This window comes from Caulobacter sp. FV1ye13L (assembly GCF_058681155.1).
Genome location: NZ_CM178732.1, coordinates 1,578,870 through 1,604,638, shown reverse-complemented (window position 1 = coordinate 1,604,638; position 25,769 = coordinate 1,578,870). Strand labels below are relative to the sequence as shown.

At 67.0% G+C, this 25,769-nt stretch carries 25 protein-coding genes and 1 other RNA gene; 8 read left to right on the top strand and 18 right to left on the bottom strand.

The features are described from left to right. Window positions 1-8 precede the first annotated feature (8 nt). The 12 genes from ACW176_RS07550 to coxB form a co-directional block, all read right to left on the bottom strand. Window positions 9-1,676 (bottom strand): putative bifunctional diguanylate cyclase/phosphodiesterase, encoded by a 1,668-nt coding sequence (locus ACW176_RS07550; RefSeq protein WP_492111481.1) that lies wholly within the window; start codon window positions 1,674-1,676, stop codon window positions 9-11. Window positions 1,677-1,720: 44 nt separating this feature from the next. Continuing rightward, window positions 1,721-2,299 (bottom strand): GNAT family N-acetyltransferase, encoded by a 579-nt coding sequence (locus ACW176_RS07545; protein WP_492111480.1) that lies wholly within the window; start codon window positions 2,297-2,299, stop codon window positions 1,721-1,723. A 40-nt stretch (window positions 2,300-2,339) separates the two neighbouring features. After that, window positions 2,340-3,611, bottom strand: coding sequence for a M16 family metallopeptidase (locus tag ACW176_RS07540; RefSeq protein ID WP_492111479.1), 1,272 nt, complete (start codon window positions 3,609-3,611; stop codon window positions 2,340-2,342). Then, entirely contained in the window at window positions 3,608-5,008 is a 1,401-nt protein-coding gene (gene thrC / locus ACW176_RS07535; RefSeq protein ID WP_492111478.1) for a threonine synthase, read from the bottom strand. Before thrC ends, ACW176_RS07540 begins: the two co-directional genes overlap by 4 nt. Then, window positions 5,008-5,694: an SURF1 family protein gene (locus ACW176_RS07530; protein ID WP_492111477.1), complete on the bottom strand. Its 687-nt coding sequence runs from the start codon at window positions 5,692-5,694 to the stop codon at window positions 5,008-5,010. Before ACW176_RS07530 ends, thrC begins: the two co-directional genes overlap by 1 nt. Next, window positions 5,687-6,049: a DUF983 domain-containing protein gene (locus ACW176_RS07525; protein WP_419319738.1), complete on the bottom strand. Its 363-nt coding sequence runs from the start codon at window positions 6,047-6,049 to the stop codon at window positions 5,687-5,689. The genes ACW176_RS07530 and ACW176_RS07525 overlap by 8 nt, the downstream gene beginning before the upstream one ends. Window positions 6,050-6,178: 129 nt before the next feature. Beyond that, a complete protein-coding gene (locus tag ACW176_RS07520; protein WP_492111476.1) occupies window positions 6,179-7,054 on the bottom strand; it encodes a cytochrome c oxidase subunit 3 in 876 nt (291 codons plus the stop codon). A gap of 72 nt (window positions 7,055-7,126) precedes the next feature. Next, complete coding sequence (locus ACW176_RS07515) at window positions 7,127-7,828, bottom strand: cytochrome c oxidase assembly protein (protein ID WP_492111475.1); 702 nt, start codon at window positions 7,826-7,828, stop codon at window positions 7,127-7,129. After that, a complete protein-coding gene (locus tag ACW176_RS07510; protein WP_492111474.1) occupies window positions 7,806-7,955 on the bottom strand; it encodes a cytochrome c oxidase system small membrane protein in 150 nt (49 codons plus the stop codon). The genes ACW176_RS07515 and ACW176_RS07510 overlap by 23 nt, the downstream gene beginning before the upstream one ends. Next, window positions 7,952-8,977, bottom strand: coding sequence for a heme o synthase (gene cyoE, locus ACW176_RS07505; RefSeq protein ID WP_492111473.1), 1,026 nt, complete (start codon window positions 8,975-8,977; stop codon window positions 7,952-7,954). Before cyoE ends, ACW176_RS07510 begins: the two co-directional genes overlap by 4 nt. Before the next feature lie 99 nt (window positions 8,978-9,076). Continuing rightward, window positions 9,077-10,729 (bottom strand): cytochrome c oxidase subunit I, encoded by a 1,653-nt coding sequence (gene ctaD, locus ACW176_RS07500; protein ID WP_492111472.1) that lies wholly within the window; start codon window positions 10,727-10,729, stop codon window positions 9,077-9,079. A 24-nt stretch (window positions 10,730-10,753) separates the two neighbouring features. Further along, window positions 10,754-11,674, bottom strand: coding sequence for a cytochrome c oxidase subunit II (coxB, locus tag ACW176_RS07495; RefSeq protein WP_492111471.1), 921 nt, complete (start codon window positions 11,672-11,674; stop codon window positions 10,754-10,756). A gap of 367 nt (window positions 11,675-12,041) precedes the next feature. Here coxB and ACW176_RS07490 point away from each other — a divergent pair, with 367 nt between their 5' ends. The 4 genes from ACW176_RS07490 to tldD are packed head-to-tail and all read left to right on the top strand — an operon-like array spanning window position 12,042 to window position 15,221. After that, complete coding sequence (locus tag ACW176_RS07490; RefSeq protein WP_492111470.1) at window positions 12,042-12,368, top strand: PadR family transcriptional regulator; 327 nt, start codon at window positions 12,042-12,044, stop codon at window positions 12,366-12,368. Further along, window positions 12,365-12,931, top strand: coding sequence for a DUF1700 domain-containing protein (locus ACW176_RS07485; protein ID WP_419319729.1), 567 nt, complete (start codon window positions 12,365-12,367; stop codon window positions 12,929-12,931). The genes ACW176_RS07490 and ACW176_RS07485 overlap by 4 nt, the downstream gene beginning before the upstream one ends. Window positions 12,932-12,941: 10 nt before the next feature. Continuing rightward, complete coding sequence (locus ACW176_RS07480; protein WP_492111469.1) at window positions 12,942-13,739, top strand: GIN domain-containing protein; 798 nt, start codon at window positions 12,942-12,944, stop codon at window positions 13,737-13,739. Window positions 13,740-13,790: 51 nt separating this feature from the next. Further along, window positions 13,791-15,221 (top strand): metalloprotease TldD, encoded by a 1,431-nt coding sequence (tldD, locus tag ACW176_RS07475; protein WP_492111468.1) that lies wholly within the window; start codon window positions 13,791-13,793, stop codon window positions 15,219-15,221. Window positions 15,222-15,466: 245 nt separating this feature from the next. Here the strand turns inward: tldD and ACW176_RS07470 are convergent, their stop codons facing one another. Continuing rightward, on the bottom strand, window positions 15,467-17,365 hold the full coding sequence (locus ACW176_RS07470) for a peptide MFS transporter (protein ID WP_492111467.1): 1,899 nt from the start codon (window positions 17,363-17,365) through the stop codon (window positions 15,467-15,469). 186 nt (window positions 17,366-17,551) lie between these two features. Between ACW176_RS07470 and ACW176_RS07465 the strand changes: the two genes are divergently transcribed. Next, on the top strand, window positions 17,552-18,058 hold the full coding sequence (locus tag ACW176_RS07465) for a DUF427 domain-containing protein (protein ID WP_492111466.1): 507 nt from the start codon (window positions 17,552-17,554) through the stop codon (window positions 18,056-18,058). A gap of 207 nt (window positions 18,059-18,265) precedes the next feature. Beyond that, window positions 18,266-18,427: a hypothetical protein gene (locus tag ACW176_RS07460; RefSeq protein ID WP_492111465.1), complete on the top strand. Its 162-nt coding sequence runs from the start codon at window positions 18,266-18,268 to the stop codon at window positions 18,425-18,427. Between the two features lie 105 nt (window positions 18,428-18,532). On the opposite strand, the gene recR is transcribed toward ACW176_RS07460, so the two are convergent. From recR to ffs, 4 genes are all read right to left on the bottom strand, one after another. Beyond that, on the bottom strand, window positions 18,533-19,141 hold the full coding sequence (recR, locus tag ACW176_RS07455; RefSeq protein WP_492058415.1) for a recombination mediator RecR: 609 nt from the start codon (window positions 19,139-19,141) through the stop codon (window positions 18,533-18,535). Window positions 19,142-19,181: 40 nt separating this feature from the next. Next, a complete protein-coding gene (locus ACW176_RS07450; protein WP_419253054.1) occupies window positions 19,182-19,511 on the bottom strand; it encodes a YbaB/EbfC family nucleoid-associated protein in 330 nt (109 codons plus the stop codon). 157 nt (window positions 19,512-19,668) lie between these two features. Then, the gene (locus tag ACW176_RS07445; RefSeq protein WP_492111464.1) at window positions 19,669-21,498 is read right to left on the bottom strand and encodes a DNA polymerase III subunit gamma/tau; all 1,830 of its coding nucleotides are present in this window, start codon (window positions 21,496-21,498) and stop codon (window positions 19,669-19,671) included. A gap of 86 nt (window positions 21,499-21,584) precedes the next feature. Next, window positions 21,585-21,675, bottom strand: an RNA gene (gene ffs / locus ACW176_RS07440) — signal recognition particle sRNA small type. Between the two features lie 87 nt (window positions 21,676-21,762). On the opposite strand from ffs, the gene nudC reads away from it, so the two are divergent. Further along, window positions 21,763-22,704 carry an NAD(+) diphosphatase gene (nudC, locus tag ACW176_RS07435; protein WP_492111463.1) on the top strand — a complete coding sequence of 314 codons (942 nt, stop codon included), beginning with the start codon at window positions 21,763-21,765 and terminating at the stop codon, window positions 22,702-22,704. Window positions 22,705-22,820: 116 nt separating this feature from the next. On the opposite strand, the gene ACW176_RS07430 is transcribed toward nudC, so the two are convergent. After that, window positions 22,821-24,275 carry an AMP nucleosidase gene (locus tag ACW176_RS07430; RefSeq protein ID WP_492111462.1) on the bottom strand — a complete coding sequence of 485 codons (1,455 nt, stop codon included), beginning with the start codon at window positions 24,273-24,275 and terminating at the stop codon, window positions 22,821-22,823. Window positions 24,276-24,484: 209 nt separating this feature from the next. On the opposite strand from ACW176_RS07430, the gene ACW176_RS07425 reads away from it, so the two are divergent. Then, a complete protein-coding gene (locus ACW176_RS07425) occupies window positions 24,485-25,744 on the top strand; it encodes a dicarboxylate/amino acid:cation symporter (protein ID WP_492111461.1) in 1,260 nt (419 codons plus the stop codon). The last annotated feature ends 25 nt before the right edge of the window (window positions 25,745-25,769 follow it).

Here is a 25,769-nt window from a genome sequence, read left to right as displayed (position 1 = left end):
TAGGAAGACTAACCTCTGGCCTTCACCGGCGCAGCGCCGTCCACATAGGCCTCATTGAGGTAAACCTCGGCCTCCTGCGGCGACAGGGCCGGCGCATAGCCGAAGCCCTGGCCATAGTCGCAGCCCAGGGCCTGCAGGGCGGCGGCCATCTCGGCGTTTTCGACGCCTTCGGCCACGACTTCCAGGTCCAGGTCCTGGCCCAGCTTGACCACCGAGCGGACGATCTTGGCCGAGCCGGGATTGCTGCCCATGGTGCGGACGAAATAGCGGTCGACCTTCAGGGTGTCGAAGGGCAGGCGCGTCAGATACTGCAGCGACGAGAAGCCGGTGCCGAAATCGTCCAGCGCCAGGCCGGCCCCGGCGTCGCGCAGGGTGCGCAGGATCACGGCGGCCCGTTCAGGGTCGCGCATGATGTCGCTTTCGGTGACTTCCAGCTTCAGGGCGCCGCGCGGCAGGTTGTTGACCCGCAGCACTTCGGCCACGTCGTCGACCAGGCCCGGACGGTCGATCTCACCGGTCGACAGATTGACGCTGACGGTCAGGGCGCCCACGGCCGGATGGCTGCGACGCCAGGCGGCCAGCTGCGCGCCGGCGGTGCGCATCATGTGCTCGCCCAGCTCGCTCATCAGGCCCAGTTCCTCGATCAGCGGGAGGAATTCGTCGGGCGGCAGCATGCCGCGGCGCGGGTGCAGCCAGCGGGCCAGGGCCTCGAAGCCCGACAGGGCGCCGGTCGACAGGCGCACGACGGGCTGGAAATAGGGGGTGATCTCGCCGCGGGCGATGGCGCCGCGCAGGTCGGCCTCCAGCGCCAGGCGCGACAGGCCGTCGGTCTCCATCGAGCGGCCATAGGCGGCGGCGCCGCCGCGACCGGCCGAGGACGCGGCCTCGACGGCCAGTTCGGCGCGACGCAGCAGTTCGGTCGCCTCGGGCGCATCTTCGCCGCCCTCGGCGTTCACGGCCCCGATCGACAGGGTGGGGTGGATATCGAAGCCCGCGATCCGCAGCGGCTGTTCCAGGGCGTTGCGCAGCAGCTCGGCCGGCTCAAAGCCCCGGGGCTCGCACAGCACGGCGAACTCGTCCTCGCCGATCCGGCCCAGGATCGAGCCGGTCGGGAAGGCGGCCGCCAGGCGCGAACCCAGGGCGGCCAGAACCAGGTCGGCGCGTTCGTGGCCCAGGGCCTCGTTCAGGCGGCGCAGGCGATCGACATCGGCGACCACCAGCTCATGCACGCCTTCAAGGCGCAGACGCTCGCGGGCGCGGGCGATGAAGCTCTTGCGGTCCAGCAGGCCGGTCAGGTCGCAGCGCTCGGACGCGGCGAATTTCACTTCGGGGGCGACGACGCCGGCGGCGCGCACGCCTTCCTCCAGCCATACGCCCCGCCAGATGCAGGTCTCAAAGCCGCGCATGCGAAAGCGCGCCATGACTTCGGAGCCGGGTTCACGGACCTTCAGCACTTCCTCGGCCTGGGCGCGGTCCTGCGGCAGGGCCAGGGCGCGGAAGGCTGCGGAAGAGCATTCAGGGGCCAGCGGACCCAGGCCCAGCGCCCGGGCGGCGCCATTGACCCGCAGGCGGTCGGCTTCAGGCTCCCAGATCCACAGGGCCGCATCGGCCGCACCCAACGCTTCCAGCGTGGCGGTCGTGTCCCAGATCTTACGGTCCGTAGCCCGAAACGACATACTCGATCCCAACGCCACCTCGGCGTCTCTCGCCCGGACCGGCGCTAGGATCGCGCAACAAGTCCGAACAGACGATGATCTCGCCACTCGCCGTTAATTTTCAAATAAGCGGGGGCGTAACCCTCCTCGGAAAAGCCGCATTTCAGCAAAAGCCCGGCCGAGGCGGTGTTTTCCGGCATGCAGGCGGCCTCAAGCCGATGGAGTCCCAGGCCCTCGAAGGCGAAGCGGATCACGGTGGCGACGGCGTCGGACATGTGCCCCTGGCGCGTGTAGGGCTGACCCAGCCAGTAGCCCACCGTACCGCTCAGGGACACGCCGCGCCGGACGTGAAACAGCCGCACCGCGCCGATCAGGGCGTCGTCACTCTTGCGGAACACGAAGAACGGCCACGCCTCGCCGGTCTCCAGCTCGCGAGCATAGGCGCCCAGCCGGGCGCGGAAGGCGCGGCGCCCCAGGTCGTCCTCGGGCCAGGTCGGCTCCCAGGGCTCCAGGAAGCTGCGCGACTCGCGGCGCAGGTCGGCCCAGTCGCGGTGATCCGACACCCGCGGCGGTCGCAGATAGACGCCGCTGCCCTGAAGCCTGAGGCCGGGTCTGGCGCGGAACAGCTTCAGAAGGGTCGACACTTGAACTCCAGCAGGCGCGAAGGCGCGCGAGGGTCTGCGATCAGGCCGCAGCGAACAAGGCCTTCTCGAAGGCGGGGCCGGCTTTCAGGGCCGACTTGGCGCCCAGGATGGCCGTGGCGCAACGCCGCGAGTCCAGCAGGCGCTGGCCCAGCCGGGCGACATCGGCCGGGGTGACGGCGTCGACCTCGAAGGCCAGCTCGGCCGGCGGATACAGGCGATCAAACAGAAGCACCTGGCCGGCGGCCTGCTCGGCGCGCGACAGCGCCGCTTCGCGGGCCATGAACATGTGCGCCTTCAGCTGGGCCTTGGCGCGGGCCAGCTCGGCCGGCTCGATGTGGCGGGCCAGGGCGACCAGCTGCTCGGCGCAGACCTTGGCGGTCTCGACCGCATTGCCCGCCGCGCAGCCGGCATAGATGCCCAGCGCCCCGTGATCGGCATAGGTGTCGGAATAGGCGTCGATATTGTAGGCCAGACCGCGCTTCTCGCGGGCCTCCTGGAACAGCCGCGACGACATGCCGCCGCCCAGGCATTCGGCGAAGATCCGCAGGGCGAAATAGTCCTGCTCGCGCGCGCCGCAGGCCGGCAGCATGAACACCAGATGCGACTGCTCCAGCTTGCGCACCTCGCCCTCGTGGCCGCCCACGAACGGCGCGGCGACGGGTTCGGCCAGGCTCTCGCGCACCGGCACGCCGCCAAAGGCGCGCTCGGCGGCGGCCATCAGCTCGGCCTCGCTGACCGCGCCGGTGGCGCTGATCACCAGCCGGTCGGGGGCGTAAAGCGCGCGCCGCCAGTCGGACAGGGCGGCGTTGGTGGCGGCATTGACGCTCTCGACCGAGCCCAGGATCGGGCGGGCCACTGGGTGCTGGCCCCAGGCCGCGCGCTGGATCAGATCGAAGACATAGTCGTCGGGCGCGTCGGCCGCCTCGGCGATCTCCTGCAGCACCACCTGCTTTTCGCGGACCAGATCGGCCTCGTCGAGGGTGGGGCGCAGCAGCAGGTCGGCGATGACGTCCATGCCCAGATCCAGGCCGCCCTTCAGGGCCCGCACCTGGAAGCTGGTGCGCTCATAGCCGGTGGCGGCGTTGAGCGAGCCGCCCTGGCTTTCGATGACCTCGACGATATCGCGCGCGCTGCGCGATCCGGCCCCCTTGAAGACCATGTGCTCCAGCAGGTGCGACCAGCCCGACTGCGGGACATCCTCATGGGCCGCGCCGCGACCGGCGACGACGGTCAGGGCCAGGGTCTCAAGGCCGGGCATCGGATCGCAGACGACCCGGACGCCGTTTTTCAGCGTCTTGAGGACAGCGCTCACGAAGTGGCCGCGAAGGTGCGCACGAAGGCTTTCACCGTGTCGCCGCTGGCCGGCAGCCTCTCGAAGCGCTCGGGCTTCTGCGACAGGTCCGGCGTGGCGCGCGGCGTGGCCGGGGTCAGGCCGCAGGCGGCGGCGACCGCCTCGGGGAACTTGGCCGGATGGGCCGTGGAGAGCACCACCACCGGCGTGGTCGGGTCGTCCAGCTGGACGCCCGCAGCCGCCGCCACGCCCACGGCAGTGTGCGGGTCGATGACCTCGCCGGTTTCGTTCAGGGTCGAGAGCATGGTCTTGGCGGTGTCGGCCTCGCTAACGGCCACGCCGCGGAACAGCTCGCGCATGGTGGCGAAGGCGCTGGGCGGAATGTCGATCAGGCCGCTGTCGGTAAAGCCCCGGAAGGCGCGGCCGGTCTCGACCCCGTCACGGCGCACCGCTTCGAAATACAGGCGCTCGAAATTGGAGGCCACCTGGATGTCCATGGCCGGGCTCTGGGTGGCGGCCACCGCGCCCTTGGCGTAGCGGCCCTCCTCGAAGGTGCGGGCCAGGATGTCGTTGGAATTGGTGGCGCAGACGATCTGGGCGATCGGCAGGCCCATGCGGGTGGCCACAAAGGCGGCATAGGCGTCGCCGAAATTGCCCGTCGGCACCACGAAGGCCACGGCCCGCTCGGGCGCGCCCAGGGCCACGGCGGCGGTGAAATAATAGACGCTTTGGGCCGCGATCCGCGCCCAGTTGATCGAGTTGACACCCGACAGGTCGACCGCGTGGCGGAACTGATCGTCCTGGAAGGCCTGCTTGACGATGGCCTGGCAGTCGTCGAACGAGCCCTGGATCGAGACGCAGGCGACGTTGTCGTCAGTCGCCGTGGTCATGAACCGGCGCTGGACCTCGCTGATCCGGCCCTCGGGGAAGAGGGCCACGATGCGGGCGTTCTTGCGGCCCCGGAAGGCCTCGACCGCCGCGCCGCCGGTGTCGCCCGAGGTGGCGCAGATGATGGTCATCTTGCGCGACTGGCGTTCCAGCACATAGTCGTACAGCCGCCCCAGCAGCTGCATGGCGACGTCCTTGAACGCCAGGGTCGGGCCGTGGAACAGCTCCAGCAGGAAGCGGTTGGGACCCAGCTGCTTGAGCGGCGCAACGGCGCTGTGGGCGAAGCTGGCATAGGCCTCGGCGCACATCTCGGCCAGCACGTCGGCGGGGATGTCGTCGCCGACGAACTTGCCCATCACGGCGGCGGCGACCTGATCATAGGGCTTGCCGGCGAAGGCCGCGATTTCCGCCTTGGTGAAGGTCGGCCATTCGGCCGGCACATACAGGCCTCCGTCGGGAGCCAGGCCCGCCAGGACAGCGTCGAGGAATCCGATGGGGGCGGCCTCGCCGCGGGTCGAAACGTAGCGCATCAGGGTCTCAGTCTCCGCCAGAGCATGGCGGCATAGATAAAGAGCAGGGTTACGGCAAGACCGAACCACGTCAGGGCGTATTCGAGGTGCCGATTGGAAATTTCTGCCGGAAGCGGCGCGGGGACGATCCCGGCCGGGGCCGGGGTCTCGCGCTCGGCCATCAGGGCCAGCGGCGCCGGCTTGCGACCGGCCAGCCCGGTCACGGCGTCGGCTCGGTGGCCGCCCAGTTGCTCCAGCGGGATCAGGATGCCCGTGACCTGCCCCGGCTCGGCGAAGGCGCGGGCCGGCGCCTCGACCTGGCCGGTCAGCTCGGGAACCACGCCGCGATCGACCAGGATCAGGTCATAGGGACCACCCTGCACGCCACACAGGGCCTGGGCGCGCCAGACGACGTCGCCGTCGCGAATGCCATAGGCCAGGGACAGGGCCGGCAGGGACGCCGGGCGGCAGGCGACGCTGACCCGCGTCCAGGCGACATTGCGGCCTTGGGCGGCCTCGGCCAGCACCGGGCCGATCGGGGCCGCCGGGGCGGTCTTCAGGGTCTCGATCCGCCCGAGCAGATCCTCCTTCCAGGCCATGCGCTTGATCTGCCAGGCGCCCAGGAAACACAGGATGCCGAACGCAATCGCCACGGCGATGGTCAGGCCGATGGGGAAGCGGCTTTTGACGGGAGGGGCCTCAGACATCGCGCCCGCCGGCTTCCGAGGCCTTGTTGGCGACCTGGGCAGCCACCATCAGGCCCTTGGCGGGCCGCATCAGGCCCAGGCTCAGGCCCAGGGTCACGGGCAGCCAGACCAGCAGCAGCAGCCAGATCGGCCAGTTCCAGGCGAACATCGAAAACAGCGCGCCGAACGCGCCGACGCTGCCGCCGATCAGGATGATGAAGGTCGAGGCCCCGTCGCCGGTCTCGTGGCGGCCCAGTTCGAAGCCGCAGGCTTCGCAGGTCGGGGCGATCTTCAGGAACCCGTCGAACAGGAAGCCCTCGCCGCACTTGGGGCAGCGACCGCTGGCGCCGGCCAGATAGGGGTTGGTGTGGCTCATGGAGCCTCCTGAAAAGAAAAAGGCCCGGAACGCTGGCTTAGCGTTCCGGGCCCCCTCGGAAGTCTGGATCTTAGAGCGTGGCGGCTCAAAATGTGAGGGGTTTAGCCCTCACATTTCAACTTTCGAGCCCTAGTGGGCCGAAGCGCCGAAGATCACGTAGATGAAGGCGAACAGGAACAGCCAGACCACGTCCACGAAGTGCCAGTACCAGGCGGCCGCTTCGAAGCCGAAGTGCTGCTTGGGGGTGAAGGCGCCGTTCTGCAGGCGGATCAGGCAGACGATCAGGAACAGGGTGCCGACAAACACGTGGAAGCCGTGGAAGCCGGTGGCCAGGAAGAAGGTCGAACCGTAGAGGCCCGAGTTCACGGCCGCTTCCGAATAGAACAGCTGCTCGTGGTTGATGTGGGCATATTCATAGAACTGGATGGCGGTGAACAGCGCGCCCAGCAGGATGGTCAGGATCAGACCCCACTTGGCGCCCTTGCGGTCGCCGACCTGCAGCGCGTGGTGCGCCCAGGTGACGGTGGTGCCCGACAGCAGCAGGGTCAGGGTGTTGACCAGCGGCAGGTGCCAGGCCGAGACGGTCTCGACGCCCAGGGGCGGCCAGGTGGCCCAGGCGGTGCGGACCTCCTCGATGGCCGAGAGGGTGCGGTGTTCATGGAACAGCGCCATCTCGAAGAACATCCAGAACCAGGCCACGAAGAACATCACTTCCGAAGCGATGAACAGGATCATGCCGTATCGCAGGCCGATCGAGACGACCGGCGTGTGGTCGCCGGCATTGGCTTCCTTGGCCACATCGCTCCACCAACCGAAGAAGGTGTAGAGGATGCCGGCAAAGCCTGCGGCGAAGATCGCCCAGTTGCCTTTTTCGATACCCAGAACACCGCCCTTGATCCAGCCGATCAGGCCGATGGCCATGATGGTGGCGGCGACCGAGCCCACGAGGGGCCAGGGGCTGGGCGGCAGGATGTGATAGTCGTGTTTGACGGCGCCGTGGGCCATGGTGGTGCTAACCCTTATTCCCTCTAGACGTTGCCCGCCGAGTCCCCCCGCTGCAACGCTCCATAATGAACGCTATAGCCCTCTCGACGGCGCGCCGCCAAGGGGTTGAACTATACGCGGCGTCGTAGAAGCCACCAGTTTTTTCCCGGAGTCGTCCTCGACCGCCGGGAAGAAGGTGTAGGAGAGGGTGATCTCGCCCTTACCCTTGGTCTCCGGATCATCGACATATTGCGGATCGACGAAGTAGACGACGGGAAACTCGATCGTCTGGCCGGGCTGGATCGTCTGGTTGGAAAAGCAGAAACATTCCAGTTTCTGGAAGTAGGGCCCGGCCTGTTCGGGCACCACATTGTAGATCGCCCGGCCGGTCATGGCCTGGTCGCTGCGGTTGGTGACCTTGAAGAACGCCAGGCCCGTGTCGCCGATCCGGATATCCTGGCTGACCTGCTCGGTCGAGAAATCCCAGGGCAGGTTGCGGATATTGGCGTCGAACCGGATCTTGACCTTGCGGTCCAGCACCTTGGTCGGGGCCAGATCGGCCTTGCGCACGGTGCCGTCGAAGCCGGTCATCTGGCAAAACAGCTTGTAGAGCGGCACCGAGGCGTAGGCCGCCCCGATCATGCCGAAGAAGGCGGCGGCGCACAGCAGGCCCACGCGCGCGTTGCGGCGGGCCGCCAGGTCCTTGACGGGCTTCAGCGCCTTGAGCGGAGCCTTGCCCAGATCAGGGGGGCCGGATTCAGCCGGGCCGGGATCAGAAGGGACGGTTTGCGACATTGGCGCCGAGCCTCACGACAGTGACCACAAACATCAGAATGACAAAGGCCATCAGGCCCAGGCCCAGGGCGATATTGCGCCCCTTGCGGGCCCGTGCGGCGGGGTCGTGCTCGACAGGCTTGTTCATCGCAAAAGCTCCAGGGCTTTGACGCCGAAGACCGCTTCGCCCAGCAGGGCTGCGAACATGGCGAACAGATAGAGGATCGAGAAGGCGAACAGATTGCGCGCCGCCTTGGCGCCGGCGGCTGCGGCCGGCGAAGACGTGCCGTCATCAGTGACCTCATAGAGGTCGCGGTCGGCGGCGCGCGGATCGGCGGCGTCACCGGCCTTGCTGAGAAACACCCGGAAGGCCAGCAGCAGGAACACCGCGCCGCCCAGGCCGGCGACCGCCAGATACAGCGGGCCGCCCAGACCGGTCAGCACCGGCAGCAGGCAGACCGGAATCAGGATCAGGCTGTAGATCAGGATCTGCAGGCGGGTGGCCTTGGCGCCCTTGACCACCGGCAGCATCGGCACGCCGGCCTTGGCGTAGTCGGTGGTGATGTACAGCGACAGCGCCCAGAAGTGCGGCGGGGTCCAGAAGAAGATGATGGCCACCATCAGCCAGGCGTTCAGCGGGGCCGAGCCCGTGGCCGCAGCCCAGCCGATGGCGGGCGGCAGGGCGCCGGCCAGTCCGCCGATAACGATGTTCTGGGTCGTCCAGCGCTTGAGCCACATGGTGTAGACCACGGCATAGAAGACGATGGTGAAGGCCAGCAGACCCGCCGCCAGCCAGTTGACGGCCATGCCCAGCAGCATCACCGAGAGCAGGCTGAGCACCACGCCCAGGGCGGCGGCGTCGTCGCCGCGCACCTTGCCCGACGGCACGGGGCGGCCGCGCGTGCGGCGCATCAGGCCGTCGATATCGGCGTCGAACCACATGTTCAGGGCGCCCGAGGCCCCGGCCCCGACGGCGATGCACAGCACCGCCACGGCGGCCAGTACGGGGTGCATGGGCGTGCGGGCGGCCAGAAGGCCGGTCAGGCCGGTGAACACCACCAGCGACATGACGCGGGGCTTGAGCAGCTGGAAGAAGTCCTGCCAGCGGGCGACATCGGGCGTCGTCTGCGGCGGGGCGGTTTCCGGGGTCATGGCGGCGATCTTCGACATCGAATTCTGATTATAGCGGTCTGGATGGGCGAAGGGCGCGGCCCGGACCCTTAAGTGGTCCAGACCGCGCCCCCGCAGGCTTCAATTCAGGCGTCAGGCCTAGTGGTGGCCGTCTTCGCGGATCACCGGCGGCTCGCTGAACTGGTGGAACGGCGGCGGCGACGACAGGGTCCATTCCAAGGTGGTGGCGCCTTCGCCCCACGGATTGGCCTCGGCCGGACGACGACGAATGGCGGCCTCGATCAGGATGATCAGGAACACCACCACGCCAACGACCGTGATCGCGTAGCCGACCGTCGAGACGTAGTTCCACTTCGCGAAGGCTTCCGGATAGTCGACATAGCGACGCGGCATGCCTTGCAGGCCCAGGAAGTGCTGCGGGAAGAAGATCAGGTTGACGCCGACGAACATGATCCAGAACTGCACGCAGCCCAGGAACTCGTTGTACTTCACGCCCCACATCTTCTCGAACCAGTAGAAGAAGCCGGCGAAGATGGCGAACACGGCGCCCAGCGACAGCACGTAGTGGAAGTGAGCGACGACATAATAGGTGTCGTGCAGGCTGTAATCGATGCCGGCGTTGGACAGGACGACGCCGGTGACGCCGCCGACCGTGAACAGGAAGATGAAGCCGATCGCCCACAGCATGGGCGTCTTGAAGCTGATCGAACCGCCCCACATCGTGGCGATCCAGGAGAAGATCTTCACGCCGGTCGGAACCGCGATGATCATCGTGGCGGCTACGAAATAGGCGCGCAGGTTGATGCTCATACCGACGGTGTACATGTGGTGCGCCCACACGACGAAGCCGACGAAACCGATGGCGACCATGGCATAGGCCATCGCCAGATAACCGAAGATCGGCTTGCGCGAGAAGGTCGAGACGATGTGGCTGATGATGCCGAAGCCTGGCAGGATCAGGATGTACACTTCCGGGTGACCGAAGAACCAGAACAGGTGCTGGAACATCACCGGATCGCCGCCGGCGGCGGGGTCGAAGAAGTGGGTGCCGAAGTTACGGTCGGTCAGCAGCATGGTGATGGCGCCGGCCAGGACGGGCAGCGACAGTAGCAGCAGGAAGGCGGTGATCAGCACCGACCAGGCGAACAGCGGCATGCGGTGCAGGGTCATGCCCGGCGCGCGCATGTTGAAGATCGTGGTGATGAAGTTGATCGCGCCCAGGATCGACGAAGCGCCGGCCAGGTGGAGCGCCAGGATCGCCAGGTCCATGGCCGGACCCTTGTGACCGATGGTCGAGAGCGGCGGATAGATCGTCCAGCCGCCACCGAAACCCGCGCCCGGACCACCGTCGACGAACATCGACAGGCAGAGCAGAACCCAGGCGGCGACCAACAGCCAGAACGAGACGTTGTTCATCCGCGGGAAGGCCATGTCCGGCGCGCCGATCATGATCGGGACGAACCAGTTGCCGAAACCGCCGATCATCGCCGGCATGACCATGAAGAAGATCATGATCAGGGCGTGGGCGGTGACGACGGCGTTGTAGCCGTGCTTGCCCTTGAACAGACCCAGGATGCCGGTGTCGGAGAACACCTGGACGCCCGGCTCCATCAGCTCCCAGCGGATCAGGCCCGAAAGGGCGCCGCCCACGATCCCGGCCATGATGGCGAACAGGATGTAGAGGGTGCCGATGTCCTTGTGGTTCGTCGAGAAGAACCAGCGCTGGAAGAAGGGCGGCTTGTCGTCGGCGCCGTGCGCGTCGTGGTGATCAATGTCTGCGGCGTGAGCCATCGGACTAATCCTGCAATCTAAGTCTTAGACCGCCGGCGCGGCGGGAGCCGCGGCCGGGACGGTGGCGGGAGCGGCGGCCGGGATCGCGACAGCGGCCGGAGCGGCGGCGTCGGCGACGGGGGCGGCCGCAGGCGGAGCGGTCTTGGACTGCACCCAGGCGTCAAACTCGGCCTGGGTCACGACCTTGATCTCGATGGGCATGTTGGAGTGTTCAACCCCGCACAGTTCCGAGCACTGGCCGTAATAGGTTCCGACCTTTTCAGCCTTGAACCAGGTTTCGTTCAGGCGGCCGGGGATGGCGTCGGTCTTCAGGCCAAAGGCCGGAAGGGCGAAGGCGTGGATCACGTCGGCGGCTGTGACCTGCACACGGACCACCTGATTGACCGGAACGACCAGCGGCTTGTCTGCAGCCAGCAGGTAAGGAACCTTCTTGGCGACAGCTTCGGCCTGGGTCAGCGGCAGGGAGATTTCCTCGCTGATCTTCTGGTCGGGATATTCATAGCCCCAGTACCACTGGTAGCCCGTGGCCTTCACCGTCATGTACGGCTTGGGCATGTCGTTATAGGCGAACAGCAGCCGGAACGAGAAGATCGCGATCACCATCAGGATGATCACAGGAACCACCGTCCAGACGATCTCGATGGTGGTGTTGTGGCTGAACTTGGCCGGGATCGGGTTGGCCTTCTTGTTGTAGCGGATCGCGATCCAGATGATCAGACCCAGCACGAACAAGGTGATGACCGTGATGATCGGCATCAGGATCACGTTGTGGAACCAGATCGCCTCATGCTTCAGCGACGAGGCGGCGGGCTGAAGATCGATCGCCCCCGGGGTCGGCTGACCCATCAAGTCCTGCGCCAGGGCCTGCCCCGCGAAAACCGTCATGGCGGCGAGGGCGCTAGCGCCCGTCAGAACCCGCCGAAACCCCTGAAATTGCGCCTTCATATCCCTCACGGCCCGTTTCAGCGCCTATTTGACGTCGATCATTTGACCTTGATCAACGTCACGTCGCGCCGACATGCACATTACAGTCAGGCTCACGGTATCGCGCAATCGACTCCAGATAATGAGTCGCGGTCGCGCCCGCCCAACTGACCATTCTGTTGGCTGCATACGCGCATCGCCAGCGGTTGCCAAGCGCCTGAAACCCCCGGGAAACCCTCCTTGGCAACGGTTCGGGTATCCAGCTGCGAACAGCTTTCAATAACCACGGCCGCAGGCCTCCGGATCATTACGTAACGTTCATTGACAGGTACCTTGCACCGCTCAGTACCTTGCCGTAGAAGAGTGCATCAACCGAGGCGAGGACCAAGTGCCGGAAGCCATTGAAATACAACTGAAGAAAGGCGTGCTGGCGCTCTGTGTGCTGGCCCTGCTGTCGAAGGGCGACAGCTATGCCTACGAGATCGCCAGCAAGCTCGCGAAGGACATCGATATGGGGGAGGGAACAATCTATCCGCTGATGCGCCGCATGCAGTCGGACGGCCTGGTGGAGACCTATCTGGTCGAATCCCAGAGCGGCCCGCCGCGCAAATATTACCGCCTGACGTCGGCTGGCCGCGCCAGCTTCACGCAGCAGAAGACCGAATGGGCCGCCTTCACCTCGGCCGTCGAAGACATCCTGGGAGCCGCCGCATGACCCGTATCGAGTTCATGTCCCGGCTGCGCCGGGGTCTGGCCGGTCTGCCCGCCACCACGATCGCCGACATCGTCGCCGATCACGAGGCGCACTTCGCCGACGCCATGGCCGAAGGCCGCAGCGAGGCCGAAGCCGCCGCCGCCCTGGGCGATCCCGACCGTTTGGCCCGCGAGCTGCGCGCCGATGCGGGCCTGAAGCGCTGGGAAGAGGCCAAGAACCCCGCTGCAGCCGGCGCGGCGATCATCGCCCTGATCGGCCTGGGGGCGATCGACATCATGTTCCTGCTGCCCATGCTGATGGGCGTGCTGGCGGCGCTGTTCGGTTTCCTGGTCGCCGTGGTCGCCCTGTTCGTCTCGGGCGGCTTCGTCTTCGCCATGGGACCATTAGCCGCGCCTCCGGGCGGGCCGCTGACGGCCTTGCTGGCCGGTGTGGGCCTGATGGCCGGCGCCACCTTCCTGGGCGCCCTGCTCACCATCGTCACGGTGGGCCTCTTCAACGCGGTCGTCTGGTACGGCCGCCTGCACTTCCGGCTGCTCAAGCCGGCCATCGAAAACCAAGGCTGAGGGGCCCGTCATGATCCGTAATGCGCTCATCATCGGCGGAGCCAGCTTCGTGCTGATGCTCGGCAGCTTCGCCGGCGTCGCCGCCCTGGCCGGTCCGGTCATTCTCAAGGACGGCTGGACCATTCCCTTCGACCATGTCGGCGACGGCGAGTTCCGGAGCCGTCATGTGGATATCAGCGGCGTGAAGGCCTCGCCGATCGTCTCGCGCCAGCTGGCCTGGACCAGCGAGACGCTGACGATCGACCTGCCCATCGACGTGACCTATGTGCAGGGTCCGGTCGCCGGGGTCGAGATCCGGGGCCCCAGGGCCGTCGTCGATCGCCTGCGTGTCGAGGAAGGCCGCATCAGCCTGACCGAGGGCGACGGCGATCACTACGACCTCAATGCCGACAGCCTGACCATCGACCGCAACGGCATCCGCTTTCACAGCAACGCCGATCAGACGCGGATCGTCGTCACCGCCCCCAACGTCAGCAGCTTCACGCTGGACGGTTCGGGCGATCTGGCGATCCAGGGCTACAATCAACCGGCCCTGACCCTGGCGCTGAATGGCAGCGGCGACATCAACGCCTCCGGCCAGACCACGGGCCTGGTCGTGGCCACGGCGGGATCGGGCGACGCCGAGCTCGACGAACTGCAGGCGCTGAACGCCGATATCGCCCTCTCCGGCAGCGGCGACGCCGATATCTCGACCAGCAACACGGTCAAGATCGCCATCTCGGGCAGCGGCGACGTCAGCCTGCGCCGCCAACCCGTCAGCGAAACCAGCACGATCAGCGGTTCGGGTTCCGTGCATCACAACTACTAACGACAAGGGGGCGGGGTGACGGACGCGCTTTGAACGCTTACCTGTAAGCGCATGAACGCTCCGATCTCCGCCCCCTCCCTGCTTGACGCCGCCGGCGTCGATCCCGACCGCGCCCGCAAGATCCTGGGCGAGGCCCTGGCCGGCGCCGATGACGGCGAGCTCTTTATCGAGCGCTCCGAGAGCGAGGCCTTCGTCTTCGACGACGGCCGCCTGAAAAGCGCCTCCTATGATTCGGGCGAGGGTTTCGGCCTTCGCGTCGTGGCCGGCGAGACGGCCGGCTACGCCCACGCCGCCGAGATTTCCGAGGCCGCCCTCGGCCGGGCCGCCGCCTCGGCCAGCCTCGCCAAGCGCGGCTATGCCGGCGTCAGCGCCGAAGGGCCGCGTTCGACCAACGAGCGGCTGTACGGCGAAGACGATCCCCTCGCCTCACCCGCCTTTTCCGACAAGATTTCGCTGCTGCAGGAAATCGACGCCTTCGCCCGGGCCCGCGATCCGCGCGTCGTCCAGGTGATGGCCTCGATGGCCGGTGAGCGCCGGGTGATCGAGATCCTGCGCGCCGACGGCAAGCTGGTGCGCGACGTCCGCCCGCTGGTGCGCGTCAATGTACAGGTCACCGTCGAGAAGGACGGCAAGCGCGAGAGCGGCTCGTCAGGGGCCGGCGGTCGCGCTGGCTTTTCGGCCTGGATCAGCCCCGACCGGTGGCAGCATCAGGTCGACGAGGCCCTGCGCCAGGCCCTGGTCAATCTGGACGCCATCCCCTGCCCCGCCGGCGAGATGGACGTGGTGCTGGGCTGCGGCTGGAACGGCATCCTGCTGCACGAGGCCGTCGGCCACGGCCTGGAAGGCGACTTCAACCGCAAGGGCATTTCAGCCTTCTCCGGCCGCATCGGCGAGCGGGTGGCGGCCAAGGGCGTGACCGTGTTCGACGACGGTTCGCTGCCGGGCCGTCGCGGCTCGCTGACCATCGACGACGAGGGCACCCCCACCGAGCGCACCATCCTGATCGAGGACGGCATCCTGGTGGGCTACATGCACGACCGCATGAGCGCCCGGCTGATGGGCATGCAGGCCACCGGCAACGGTCGCCGCCAGTCCTATGCTCACATGCCTCTGCCGCGCATGACCAATACCGGCATGCTGGCGGGCAAGGACGATCCGGCCGAGATGATCGCCTCGATGAAGCGCGGCCTCTACTGCGCCAATTTCGGCGGCGGCCAGGTGGACATCACCAACGGCAAGTTCGTCTTCCAGTGCACCGAGGCCTATCTGGTCGAGGACGGCAAGATCACCGCCCCGGTCAAGGGCGCCACCCTGATCGGCGACGGGCCCAGCGCCCTGACCAAGGTGACCATGATCGGCCACGACTTCGACTTCGACCCCGGCATCGGCGTCTGCGGCAAGTCGGGCCAGGGCGTGCCGGTCGGCGTCGGCCAGCCGTCGCTGAAGATCACCGGCCTGACGGTGGGCGGCACGGCGGTTTAGGGAACAGATCAAAACCCTTGTCATCCCGGAAGCCTCGCAGAGGCTGTCCGGGACCCAGGGGCGGCCGCAGCGCATCGGCCGCTGGGTCCCGGCTCTCCGCTTCGCGGAGTTTACCCTTGGGCGCGCACTTCGCGCGACCCGAGGGGCCGGAATGACAAGCTTTTTGGCATGGCGTGACCGCTCACGCAGAGCCCAACAAAAAAGGCCCCGGATCGCTCCGGGGCCTTTCGTGTTTGCGGAGATCCCTAGTGGATCTTCGTGGCGCTATCCACGGGCGCGGCGTCGGTGTCGTCCGAGCCGTGCGACCACTTCTTCAGCCACGGGGACAGGACCAGGAACAGCACCCCGATGCCGATCGCGATCAGGCCGATGACGTTGAACACCTCCAGCGAGGTGGCCAGGGCGGCGGCGGGATCCAGCACCTGGCCGCCGACAGTTTCGGTGGTGGTCAGTCCGGCGATCATGCCGCCGATATACTGGGCGATGGCCACGGCCAGGAACCAGACGGCCATCATGAACGACACCACGGTGGGCGGCGACAGCTTGGTCATCTGCGACAGGCCGACGGGCGACATGCACAGCTCGCCGGTCGTGTGCAGCATGTACATCACCACCAGGAAGACCAACGGCAGGCGGAAGGCCCCGTCGGCGAAGGTGGCGCCGATCTGCAGCACCAGGAAGCCCGCCCCGACCTGGATCAGGGCCAGGCCGAACTTGACCACCGGGTTCAGGTCACGGCCGCGCTTGCCCAGCCAGGTCCACAGGAAGGCGAAGACCGGGGCGAAGATCAGGATCCAGCCGGCGTTCAGGGCCTGGGTCTGGGGCGCGTTGAAGCTGGTGTTGATCCAGAAGGTCGAGGCCTTGTCGATGCCGGCCGCAACCAGTTGCTCTGACGTGGCCAGGGTGACCGCGCCGCCGAACCACTGGACCGGGGCCTGGACCAGATCGAGCTGGACATTGGTGGCCGCGAACAGGCTGAGCGACGAGCCGGCCTGCTCGAACAGGGTCCAGAACACCACCGCGCCGAAGATCAGGAACACGGCCAGGGCCAGGCGTTCACGCTCTTCCTTGCCGCACTTGGCGAACATGAACCACAGGATGTAGCCCAGCGAGGCGGCGATGCCCGCGATCAGGGCCGCGCCGACCACGGGGTTGCGCTGCACCAGGAAGAAGACGCCGACCACGCCGACCAGCGACAGGGCGTAGATCACCATCTCGCGGTCGATGGGGCCGACCACCTTGGCCTTCAGGGCCTTGGGTTCCGGCGGCTCGCCCTTGCCCATCAGCAGCGGCTTGCCCAGCACGAAGACGACGAAGCCGGCCAGCATGCCGATCCCGGCCAGGCCAAAGCCCGCCCACCAGCCGACCGTGACGCCCAGCAGGCCGCACAGGATCGAGGCCCAGAACGAACCCAGATTGATGCCGTAATAATAGAGGGTGAAGCCCGGATCGCGGCGCGGATCGCCCTGCGGATACAGCTGCCCAACGATGGTCGAGATGTTGGGCTTGAGGAAGCCGACGCCGACGATGATCAGCGACAGGGCCAGCCAGAAGATGTTCAGGTACAGCGGGTCGCGACCCTTCACGTCCAGCTTGTAGTCAGCCTTGGCCAGAACGGCCGGCAGCGGCGCGTCGGCGGGCAGGCCCTTGACCTCGAAATCACCGGTCTTGGTGGCGGCGACGTCATAGGGTTTGCCGGCGACGACCAGCTTGGCGACCAGTTGCTGTCCCCGGCCCTCGGCCTGGAACTCGTAGGTCGCGCCCTGATAGGTCAGGGTCTGGACGGCGGGCTTGCCCTCGATGGCCATGGTCAGATGGCCGGCCACCAGCAGAATCGCGCCGAACGCGACCGCCTTGCGGGTGCCCAGATACTTGTCGGCCAGGAAGCCGCCGATCAGCGGCAGCAGGTAGACCAGCGAAGTGTAGGAGCCGTAGTGGGCCGAGGCGGCCTTGGGCTCAAAGAGGAAGTGCTGGGTGAGATAGAAGATCAGGATAGCCCGCATGCCGTAATAGGAGAAACGCTCCCACATCTCGGCAAAGAACAGGATGAGCAGCCCCTTTGGGTGCTGTCGGAGAAGCTGGATGAGCACGGGAATGCCGGTCACAAGGGTGACCAGGATGCCCAGGGCGATAACGATGTTCATACACTAACCTTGACGTGATGAGGGGTCGGGGCGGCCGTTACGGTCGTTTCACCCTCGCCTCCCCCAGTTCGCGGGGAGAAGATCACGCGACAATGCGTTTAACAAGCAATGGCTTGCCAGCCGGTAGCCGAGTTCGCGTCTCGGGCGTTAAGCAAGCACGCCCATTCCACGCGCGGGAGAAAACCGATGAAGACGCCTGACGAGAGCCATCCGATCACGATCGAGCGCGAACCGGCGCGCGTGCGCGTGCTGTTCGAGGGCCACGAGATCGCCGACAGCGGCGACGTGGTCGTGCTGCGCGAGGCCGGCTATCCGCCGGTGCGCTATTTTCCGCGCGAAGACGTTCGGATGGTGTTCCTACGCCGCACCGACAAGGTGACCCACTGTCCCTACAAGGGCGCTGCGGCCTATTTCTCGATCTATCGCGACGGCAAGCTGATCGACAACGCCGTGTGGTCCTATGAGGACCCCTATCCCGCCGTCGGCGGAATCGGCGGCCGCTTGGCCTTCTATCCGCAACATGTCGAGTTCGAGATCGGGGCCCATACCGCTGCCGAGACCGAGTCTCTCGATATCGCCGACATCGTCCGCCACACCGACAGCGGTTCGGGCGCCAGCCAGGCCGAGCGCTGGGCGCCGACCGTCGATGGTCCGGACGGCGAGCCCGCGAAGCCTTCGCCACCATTGGGATAGAATTGTATAAACTGAGGCAATTTAGGTTGAATTAACCTTCTTATCCGGGAAGCTTTACTCAAAGAAGGTAAAAGATTCCATCTCGGCCGCTGGCATGGGGCGCTTTGACGCGTTACGCCTGTCCGCGAACCACCGTAAGGGTTGGTTAAGCGTCCAGGGCGTTGCATGGCTCTGACGTGATCGCATTGAGCCTCCGACAGAGAGGCGATGGAGGAAACCGTGGCCTATATCAGCTTTGAACAGGCGCCGGCCGTCAGCGCCGCTCGCAAGATCGCCGCGCCGCGCCTGGCCTGGGGCCGCATCGCGATGGTCGGCTTCAGTCTGACCTTCTGGGTCGGCCTGGCCTTCGCGATCCGCACGATCCTCTAGAGCATTTTCCGACGAAGTGGGCGCCGGCTCGTCGTTAGAAAGTGCGTTAAAACAAAAGACTAGAGCATTTCACCGATCCATTTGGATCGAAAAATGCTCTAGGCTTCAGGCGGGGCGCCGGGCTCTCAGGGCTTGGGCGATCGTGCCGTCATCCAGCCAGTCCAGATCGCCGCCGACCGGGACCCCACGCGCCAGCATCGTCACCGAGACACCTGAATTCGAATGGGCCAGGCGATCGGCCAGATAGTGCGCCGTGGTCTGGCCATCCACCGTGGCCGGCAGGGCCAGGATCACCTCGACCACTTCGCCGCCCGCCACCCGCGCCAGAAGCTCGCCGATTCGCAGCGCCTCGGGTCCAATCCCGTCCAGAGCCGACAACAGGCCGCCCAGCACGTGATAGCGGCCCTTGAACTGACCGCCGCGCTCCATGGCCCACAGCGAGCCGACCTCCTCGACCACGCAGATCAGCCGGCCGTCGCGCGTCTCATCGGCGCACACGGCGCAGGGCTCGGTGGTGTCCAGAGACCCGCAAACCGAGCAGGTGCGCACCTTGGCCTGGGCGTCGACCATGGCCGCCGTCAGCGGCGCCAGCAGCGTGTCGCGCTTCTTGAGCAGCGCCAGCGCCGCCCGCCGGCCCGAACGCGGCCCAAGCCCCGGCAGCTTGGACAGCAGGGCGATCAGGCGCTCGATCTCGGGTCCGGCGGAAGCGGCCATTCTTTTCCTTGAAAATCCCCTTCCAACGGAAGGGGGGGTCCTAGAACTTCATGCCCGGCAGGCCGCCCATCATCCCGGCCATCGGGCCGGCGGCGTCCTGCATCAGCTGGGCCTGGGTAATATCGAGCTTTCGCTTGGCGTCGGCGTGAGCGGCCACGATCAGGTCCTCGATGACCTCGCCTTCGCCCGGCGCGACCAGGCTTTCGTCGATCCTGACCTTGGCCAGTTCGCCCGTGCCCTTCAGCGTGACCGTGACCATGCCGCCGCCCGAGGCGCCCTCGATCAGGGTCTCGGCCAGCCGCGCCTGGGCGTCGGCCAGTTTCTGCTGCATCTCCTGAGCCTGCTTCATCAGGCCGCCGAGGTCTTTCATCTCACGTCTCCAAGTCTAGCGCGTTCCCTCCCCCTTGGATGGGGGAGGGGCAGGGGTGGGGGTGACACCGCCGGACGATTTCAACTCGGCCGAGCCGCATCCTGAAAGGCTTTCACCCCTATCCCCAACCCTTCCCCATCAAGGGGGAAGGGAGAAATCAGTCCTCGACCTCGTCCGGCTCGATCGGCGCCAGTTCGGGGCCAGGGATCTTGCGGACCTCAAGCTCCGAGCCCGGAAAGGCGCTGAGCAGGGCGGCCACGAAGGGGTCGGCCTTGATCTGGGCCATCGCCTCGCGGTCCTCGCGCTTCTGGCGCTCCATCAGGGTCTCGGCCCCGCCGCCGCCCTCGGCGGCAACCAGCCAGGGCTGGCCGGTCCATTCCTTCAGGGCCCGCACCAGACGTCCGGCCAGATTGCCGGGCGCGCCGGGGGCGGCCTCATAGGTGATGGCGCCCGGCCGGAAGCTGATCGGACGGACAAATTGCTCGACATCCAGCCGCAGGCCGATGTCGCGCTTGGCGGCGATCAGGGCCAGCACATCGTCGAACGAGGCCAGCACAGGCATGGCCTGGGCCGCCGGCGAGGCCATTGAAACGATCTGGGCGCTGACGCCGCCGGAGCCGCCGCCGCCGCCCGATGAACCGCCGCCGGGCGCGCCGCCGCCGACGGAGGTCCCGTCGCGCATCGCCTTCAGGGCTTCTTCGGGACCGGGCAGATCGGCCGCATAGCACAGGCGGATCAGGGCCATCTCGGCGGCGGCCATGGCGTCGGGCGCGCGGCGCACCTCGTCATGGGCCTTCAGCAGCATCTGCCACAGGCGCGACAGCGTGCCGGCCGAGGTATGGGCGCCGATAGCGGCCAGACGCGCGGCCTGCTCCTTGGGCAGGGTCAGGGCGTCGGGCCCCAGGGCCTTGGCCACGGCCGAACCGTGGCAATGGTCCAGCAGATCCAGCATCACCACCGCCGGATCGGCCCCGAAGCCCCACAGGGCGCGGAAACCTTCCAGGGCGTCGGCGGGCTTGCCGCTCATCACGGCCTCGAACAGGGCGATGGTCTGGCCGCGATCGGCCAGGCCCAGCATGTCGCGGATCACGGCGGCCGAGACCGTGGCCCCACGATCGGCCTGGACGATGGCCTGGTCGAGAAGGGACAGGCCATCGCGCACCGAACCCTCGGCGGCCCGGGCGATCAGGGCCAGGCCGTCGGCGTCGACCCGCGCGCCCTCCTTGGCGGCGATCCTGTCGAAGTGCTTGACCAGCACGTCCGGCTCGACCCGGCGCAGGTCGAAGCGCTGGGTGCGCGACAGGATGGTCACCGGCACCTTGCGGATCTCGGTGGTGGCGAAGATGAACTTGGCGTGCGGCGGCGGCTCTTCCAGCGTCTTGAGCAGGGCGTTGAACGCCGCCGTCGACAGCATGTGCACTTCGTCGATGATGTAGACTTTATAGCGCGCCTCGACCGGGGCGTAGCGCACCCCGTCCAGCAGCTCGCGCATCTCGTCGACCTTGGTGCGCGAGGCGGCGTCCAGTTCCAGCACGTCCATGTGCCGGCCTTCGATGATCGAGCGGCAGTGATAGCCGTCGACCGTCAGATCGACAGAAGGCTGATGGACGTTGTCGCTCTCGTAGTTGAGGGCGCGGGCCAGCAGGCGGGCGGTCGTGGTCTTGCCCACCCCCCGCACGCCGGTCAGCATGAAAGCGTGGGCGATGCGGCCGCTGGAGAAGGCGTTGGCCAGGGTGCGGACCATGGCCTCCTGGCCAATCAGGTCCTCAAAGTTGCGCGGCCGATATTTGCGGGCCAGCACGGTATAGGCCGCATCCGGATCGCTCGGGGCTTCGACAGCGACCGGCCGCGGCGCGGCGACGACCGCAGCGGCCGGGGGCTCAACCGGCGGCGCGCCGAAGATGTCGGCGGTATTGGCGTCCCGCTCGGCGGGCTCTTCTTCCCATGGCGGCGCGGAATCGGCTGTGAGGTCGTCGTGGTCGGCCATGGCGACAACTCTAGTGCGCCAGAGCGCCCAGCAAAAGGCTCGGTAGAGCCCGGCGGCGATCTGCTGACAGATTTAAGGGAAAAGGTGGAGACCGGCGGACGACCCGAAGCTTGGCTCGTTGTGGCTGCTGCCTCTCGGCCCTGACCAGATTGGCGAGGGCTCCGCCCGTCACCGATCTCCGAGGCCTATATCGCGACTCATGACGGACGATGCAAGTCCGTGCGACGTCGTGACGACTCTTCTCGGCTGGGCTACAGAAATCGCATGGCCCTTTCGATCATCACCAACACCTTCGCCGGCAACCCTTTGGACCGCTCAAGCGAGCGACGCAGCGACCCGTCCTGGCTGGCCGAGAAACTGGCCGACGCCGGCTCGCTGGCCGTGGCGGTGTGGAACGGCAAGCCCCTGGTCGAGGACGTGCTGGGCGAGGACGGCCAGCCGACCGGAGCCCAGATCGCCTATCTGCGCGCCGACATGGCCCAGGAGCTGGCCGGCGGCAGCGAGAAGCTGCTGTTCCTGGGCCTATGGAAAGACATCGCGGTGTTCGCCGTCGACCTGGACGGCAATGCCGATCCGGCCGAGGGGCCGCTGAAGGGTCTGGGCCGGTTCGAGGAGCTGCGCGGGATCGCCGCCTCGATGCCGCAGGCCGACGCCGGCATCCTGGCCACCGCCCGCTCGATGTTCGAATGGCGCCGCCGCCATCGCTGGTGCAGCGCCTGCGGCCAGCCCTCGGAGGTCGGTGACGGCGGCTGGAAGCGCATCTGCCCCGCCTGCAAGGCCGAGCATTTCCCGCGCACCGACCCGGTGGCGATCATGCTGGCGGTGCACGAAGACAAATGCCTGCTGGGTCGCCAGGCCCTGTGGCCGCCCGGCATGTTCTCGGCCCTGGCCGGCTTCCTGGAGCCCGGCGAGACCATCGAGGAAGCCTGCGCCCGCGAACTGATGGAAGAGGCCGGCCTGACGGCCACCTCGGTGCGCTACCACTCCAGCCAGCCCTGGCCGTGGCCCTCGTCGCTGATGATGGGCCTGATCGCCCAGGTCGACAGCGACGACGCTCGGCCGGACCAGACCGAGCTGGAAGAGGTGCGCTGGTTCACCAAGGAAGAAGCCGGGGCGCTGATCAAGGGCGAACTGGACGGCGTGTTTGCCCCGCCGGCCCTGGCGATTGCGCATCAGTTGATCAAGGCGTGGGTGGAGGAGGCTTAGGGGCAGATGCTCCCCCTTTGGGGGAGCTGTCGCGGAGCGACTGAGGGGGCCATCTGGGCATAGGCCGCGCTAGCCCCCTCCGGCCCTCCGGGCCACCTCCCCCAGAGGGGGAGGATCTACCTGAACGGCGGCTCGTCAAACGCCCGCAGCTTGCGCGAGTGCAGGTTGGCGCCCTCGTCCAGCAACAGCTTGCAGGTCAAAATCCCGATCTGCAGGTGCTGGCTGATCGCCCGCTCGTAGAAGGCGTTGGCCTGGCCCGGCAGCTTGATCTCGCCGTGCAGCGGCTTGTCGGACACGCACAGCAGCGTCCCGTACGGCACCCGGAAGCGATAGCCCTGGGCGGCGATGGTGGCCGACTCCATGTCGATCGCCACGGCGCGGCTCTGGTTGAAGCGCAGGGCCGACAGGCTGTGGCGAAGCTCCCAGTTGCGGTCGTCGGTGGTGACCACCGTGCCGGTGCGCAGGCGCTTCTTCAGCTGGTCGCCGCTGTCGCCGCTGATGGCTTTCGAGGCGTCATACAGGGCGCGCTGCACCTCGGCGATCGACGGCACCGGGATTTCCGGCGGCAGCACGGCGTCCAGCACGTGGTCGTCGCGCAGATAGGCGTGGGCCAGCACATAGTCGCCGATGGTCTGGGTGTCGCGCAGGCCGCCGCAGTGGCCGATCATCAGCCAGGCCTGCGGACGCAGCACGGCCAGGTGGTCGCAGATGGTCTTGGCGTTGGACGGGCCGACGCCGATATTGACCAGGGTGATGCCCGTGCCGCCCTTGCCCATCAGGTGGTAGGCCGGCATCTGGTGCTTGCGCCAGGTCGACTCGGCCACCGCCAAGTCGGGATTGGCGGTTTCGGCGGTGATCATCAGCCCGCCCGAGCACGACAGGCCCTCATAGCGCGTGCCCGGCTCCGCCAACTGCTCGATGCCCCAGCGGACGAACTCGTCGACATAGCGGTGATAGTTGGTGAACAGGATGAACTGCTGCACGTCCTCGGCCGGGGCGCCGGTGTAGTGCTTGAGACGGGCCAGCGAGAAGTCGGTGCGCAGGCCGTCGAACAGGGCCAGCGGCCGGGTCTCTTCCAGGGCCGCGTCCCAGACGCCGTCGGCGATCTCGTCGCCGATGAAGGCCAGGTCCGTGGTCGGGAAGAACCGCGCGATGTCTTCTGAGCGCACATCGGCCTGGTTGAGGTCGATGCTGGCGTCCAGCACGTAGGGATAGGGGATCTCCTGACGCGAGCGATCGACCTCGATCTCGACGTCGAAATCATTGAGCAGCAGGGTCAGTTGCTCGACCAGATAGTCCTTGAACTGATTGGGCTTGGTGACCGTGGTCGCATACACGCCGGGACGGCTGACCCGGGCATAGGACCGCGCCAGCTTGGGCGGCAGGGCCTCGGGATCATAGATCAGACGCAGTTCGGGATAGGCGAAGGTCCCGTCGAAACGCTGCTGCGGATCAGGCCGCGCGCCGGTTTCGAGATAGGCCTTGAGGGCGGTCCGGAGGGCGCCCACGGCGCGCTCGTATTCCTGATTCAGCTGTTCAACGACAGCGATTGCTTTTTCTTGGTTTGACATGGGCTCTTATAGCGATGTTTCGCGACATTGGCGAGACTGCCCCCTTCGCAGGCGCGAAGGGCATGGACGAACCCGCGCGCGTCGGCCACAAGGACGGACATGCTCAAGACTGAGGCGGGCCATGGCGGGTTCATGCTCGCGCTTCGTCGGACAGTTCAGAGCTGAAAAGACTGCTTGCGCCGTGCGGCGCGGCGCCCGAGGGGAGCTTCATGAACAAGCGTTTCGCCTATCTGATCATCGCGTCCATGGTCCTTGGGGTCACGGTGGGCTGGGCCTGCAACCAGTTCCTTGATCCGGTCGCCGCCAAGGCCGCCGCCGGCAATCTGTCGATCATCACCGACATCTTCCTGCGCCTGATCAAGATGATCATCGCCCCGCTGGTCTTCACGACCCTGGTGGCCGGCGTCGCGCACATGGAAGACGCCGCCGCCGTCGGCCGCATCGGCGCCAAGACCATGACCTGGTTCATCGGCGCCTCGGCCGTCTCCCTGGTGCTGGGCCTGCTGATGGTTCACCTGCTGGATCCGGGCGCGGGCCTGAACATGGCCCACATGGACATCGTCGGCGCCAAGACCACCGCCACCACCGAGGCCTTCACCCTCAAGGGCTTCATCACCCATCTGGTGCCCACCTCGATCTTCGACGCCATGGCCAAGAACGAGATCCTGCAGATCGTCGTCTTCTCGCTGTTCGTCGGCACCGCCGTCGCGGCCCTCGACGACAAGGCGCCCAAGGTTCTGGAACTGGTCGAACAGGCCGCCCAGATCATGCTGAAGGTCACGGGCTTTGTCATGAAGCTGGCCCCGCTGGCCATCTTCGCGGCCCTGGCCTCGACCATCGCCACCCAGGGCCTGGGCATGCTGGCCACCTATGGCAAGTTCGTGCTGGGCTTCTACGCCACCATGGGCGTGCTGTGGCTGCTGCTGTTCCTGGCCGGCGCCGCCGTGCTGGGCAAGCGGGTGATCCCGCTGTTTGGCGTGATCCGCGACCCCACCCTGCTGGCCTTCTCGACCGCCTCATCGGAAGCCGCCTATCCGCGCATCCTCGACAGCCTGCCCAAGGTGGGCGTGCGCCGCCGCATCGTCAGCTTCGTGCTGCCGCTGGGCTATTCGTTCAATCTCGACGGCTCGATGCTGTACTGCACCTTCGCCACCATGTTCATCATGCAGGCGCACGGGGTGGAGCTGACCGTGGCCCAGCAGATCTTCATGCTGCTGCTGCTGATGGTGACCTCCAAGGGCATCGCCGGCGTGCCGCGCGCCTCGCTGGTGGTGATCATGGCCACCCTGACCTATTTCGGCCTGCCGGAAGCCTGGATCGCTCTGGTCCTGGGCGTCGACCACCTGCTGGACATGGGCCGCTCGGCCACCAACGTGGTCGGCAACAGCGTCGCCGCCGCCGTGGTCGCCAAATGGGAAGGCGAACTGGACGACATGCCCGAAGACGACGCCGAGCCGGCCAAGGCCTGATCCTCGCGCCAAACCGGCCCTATCG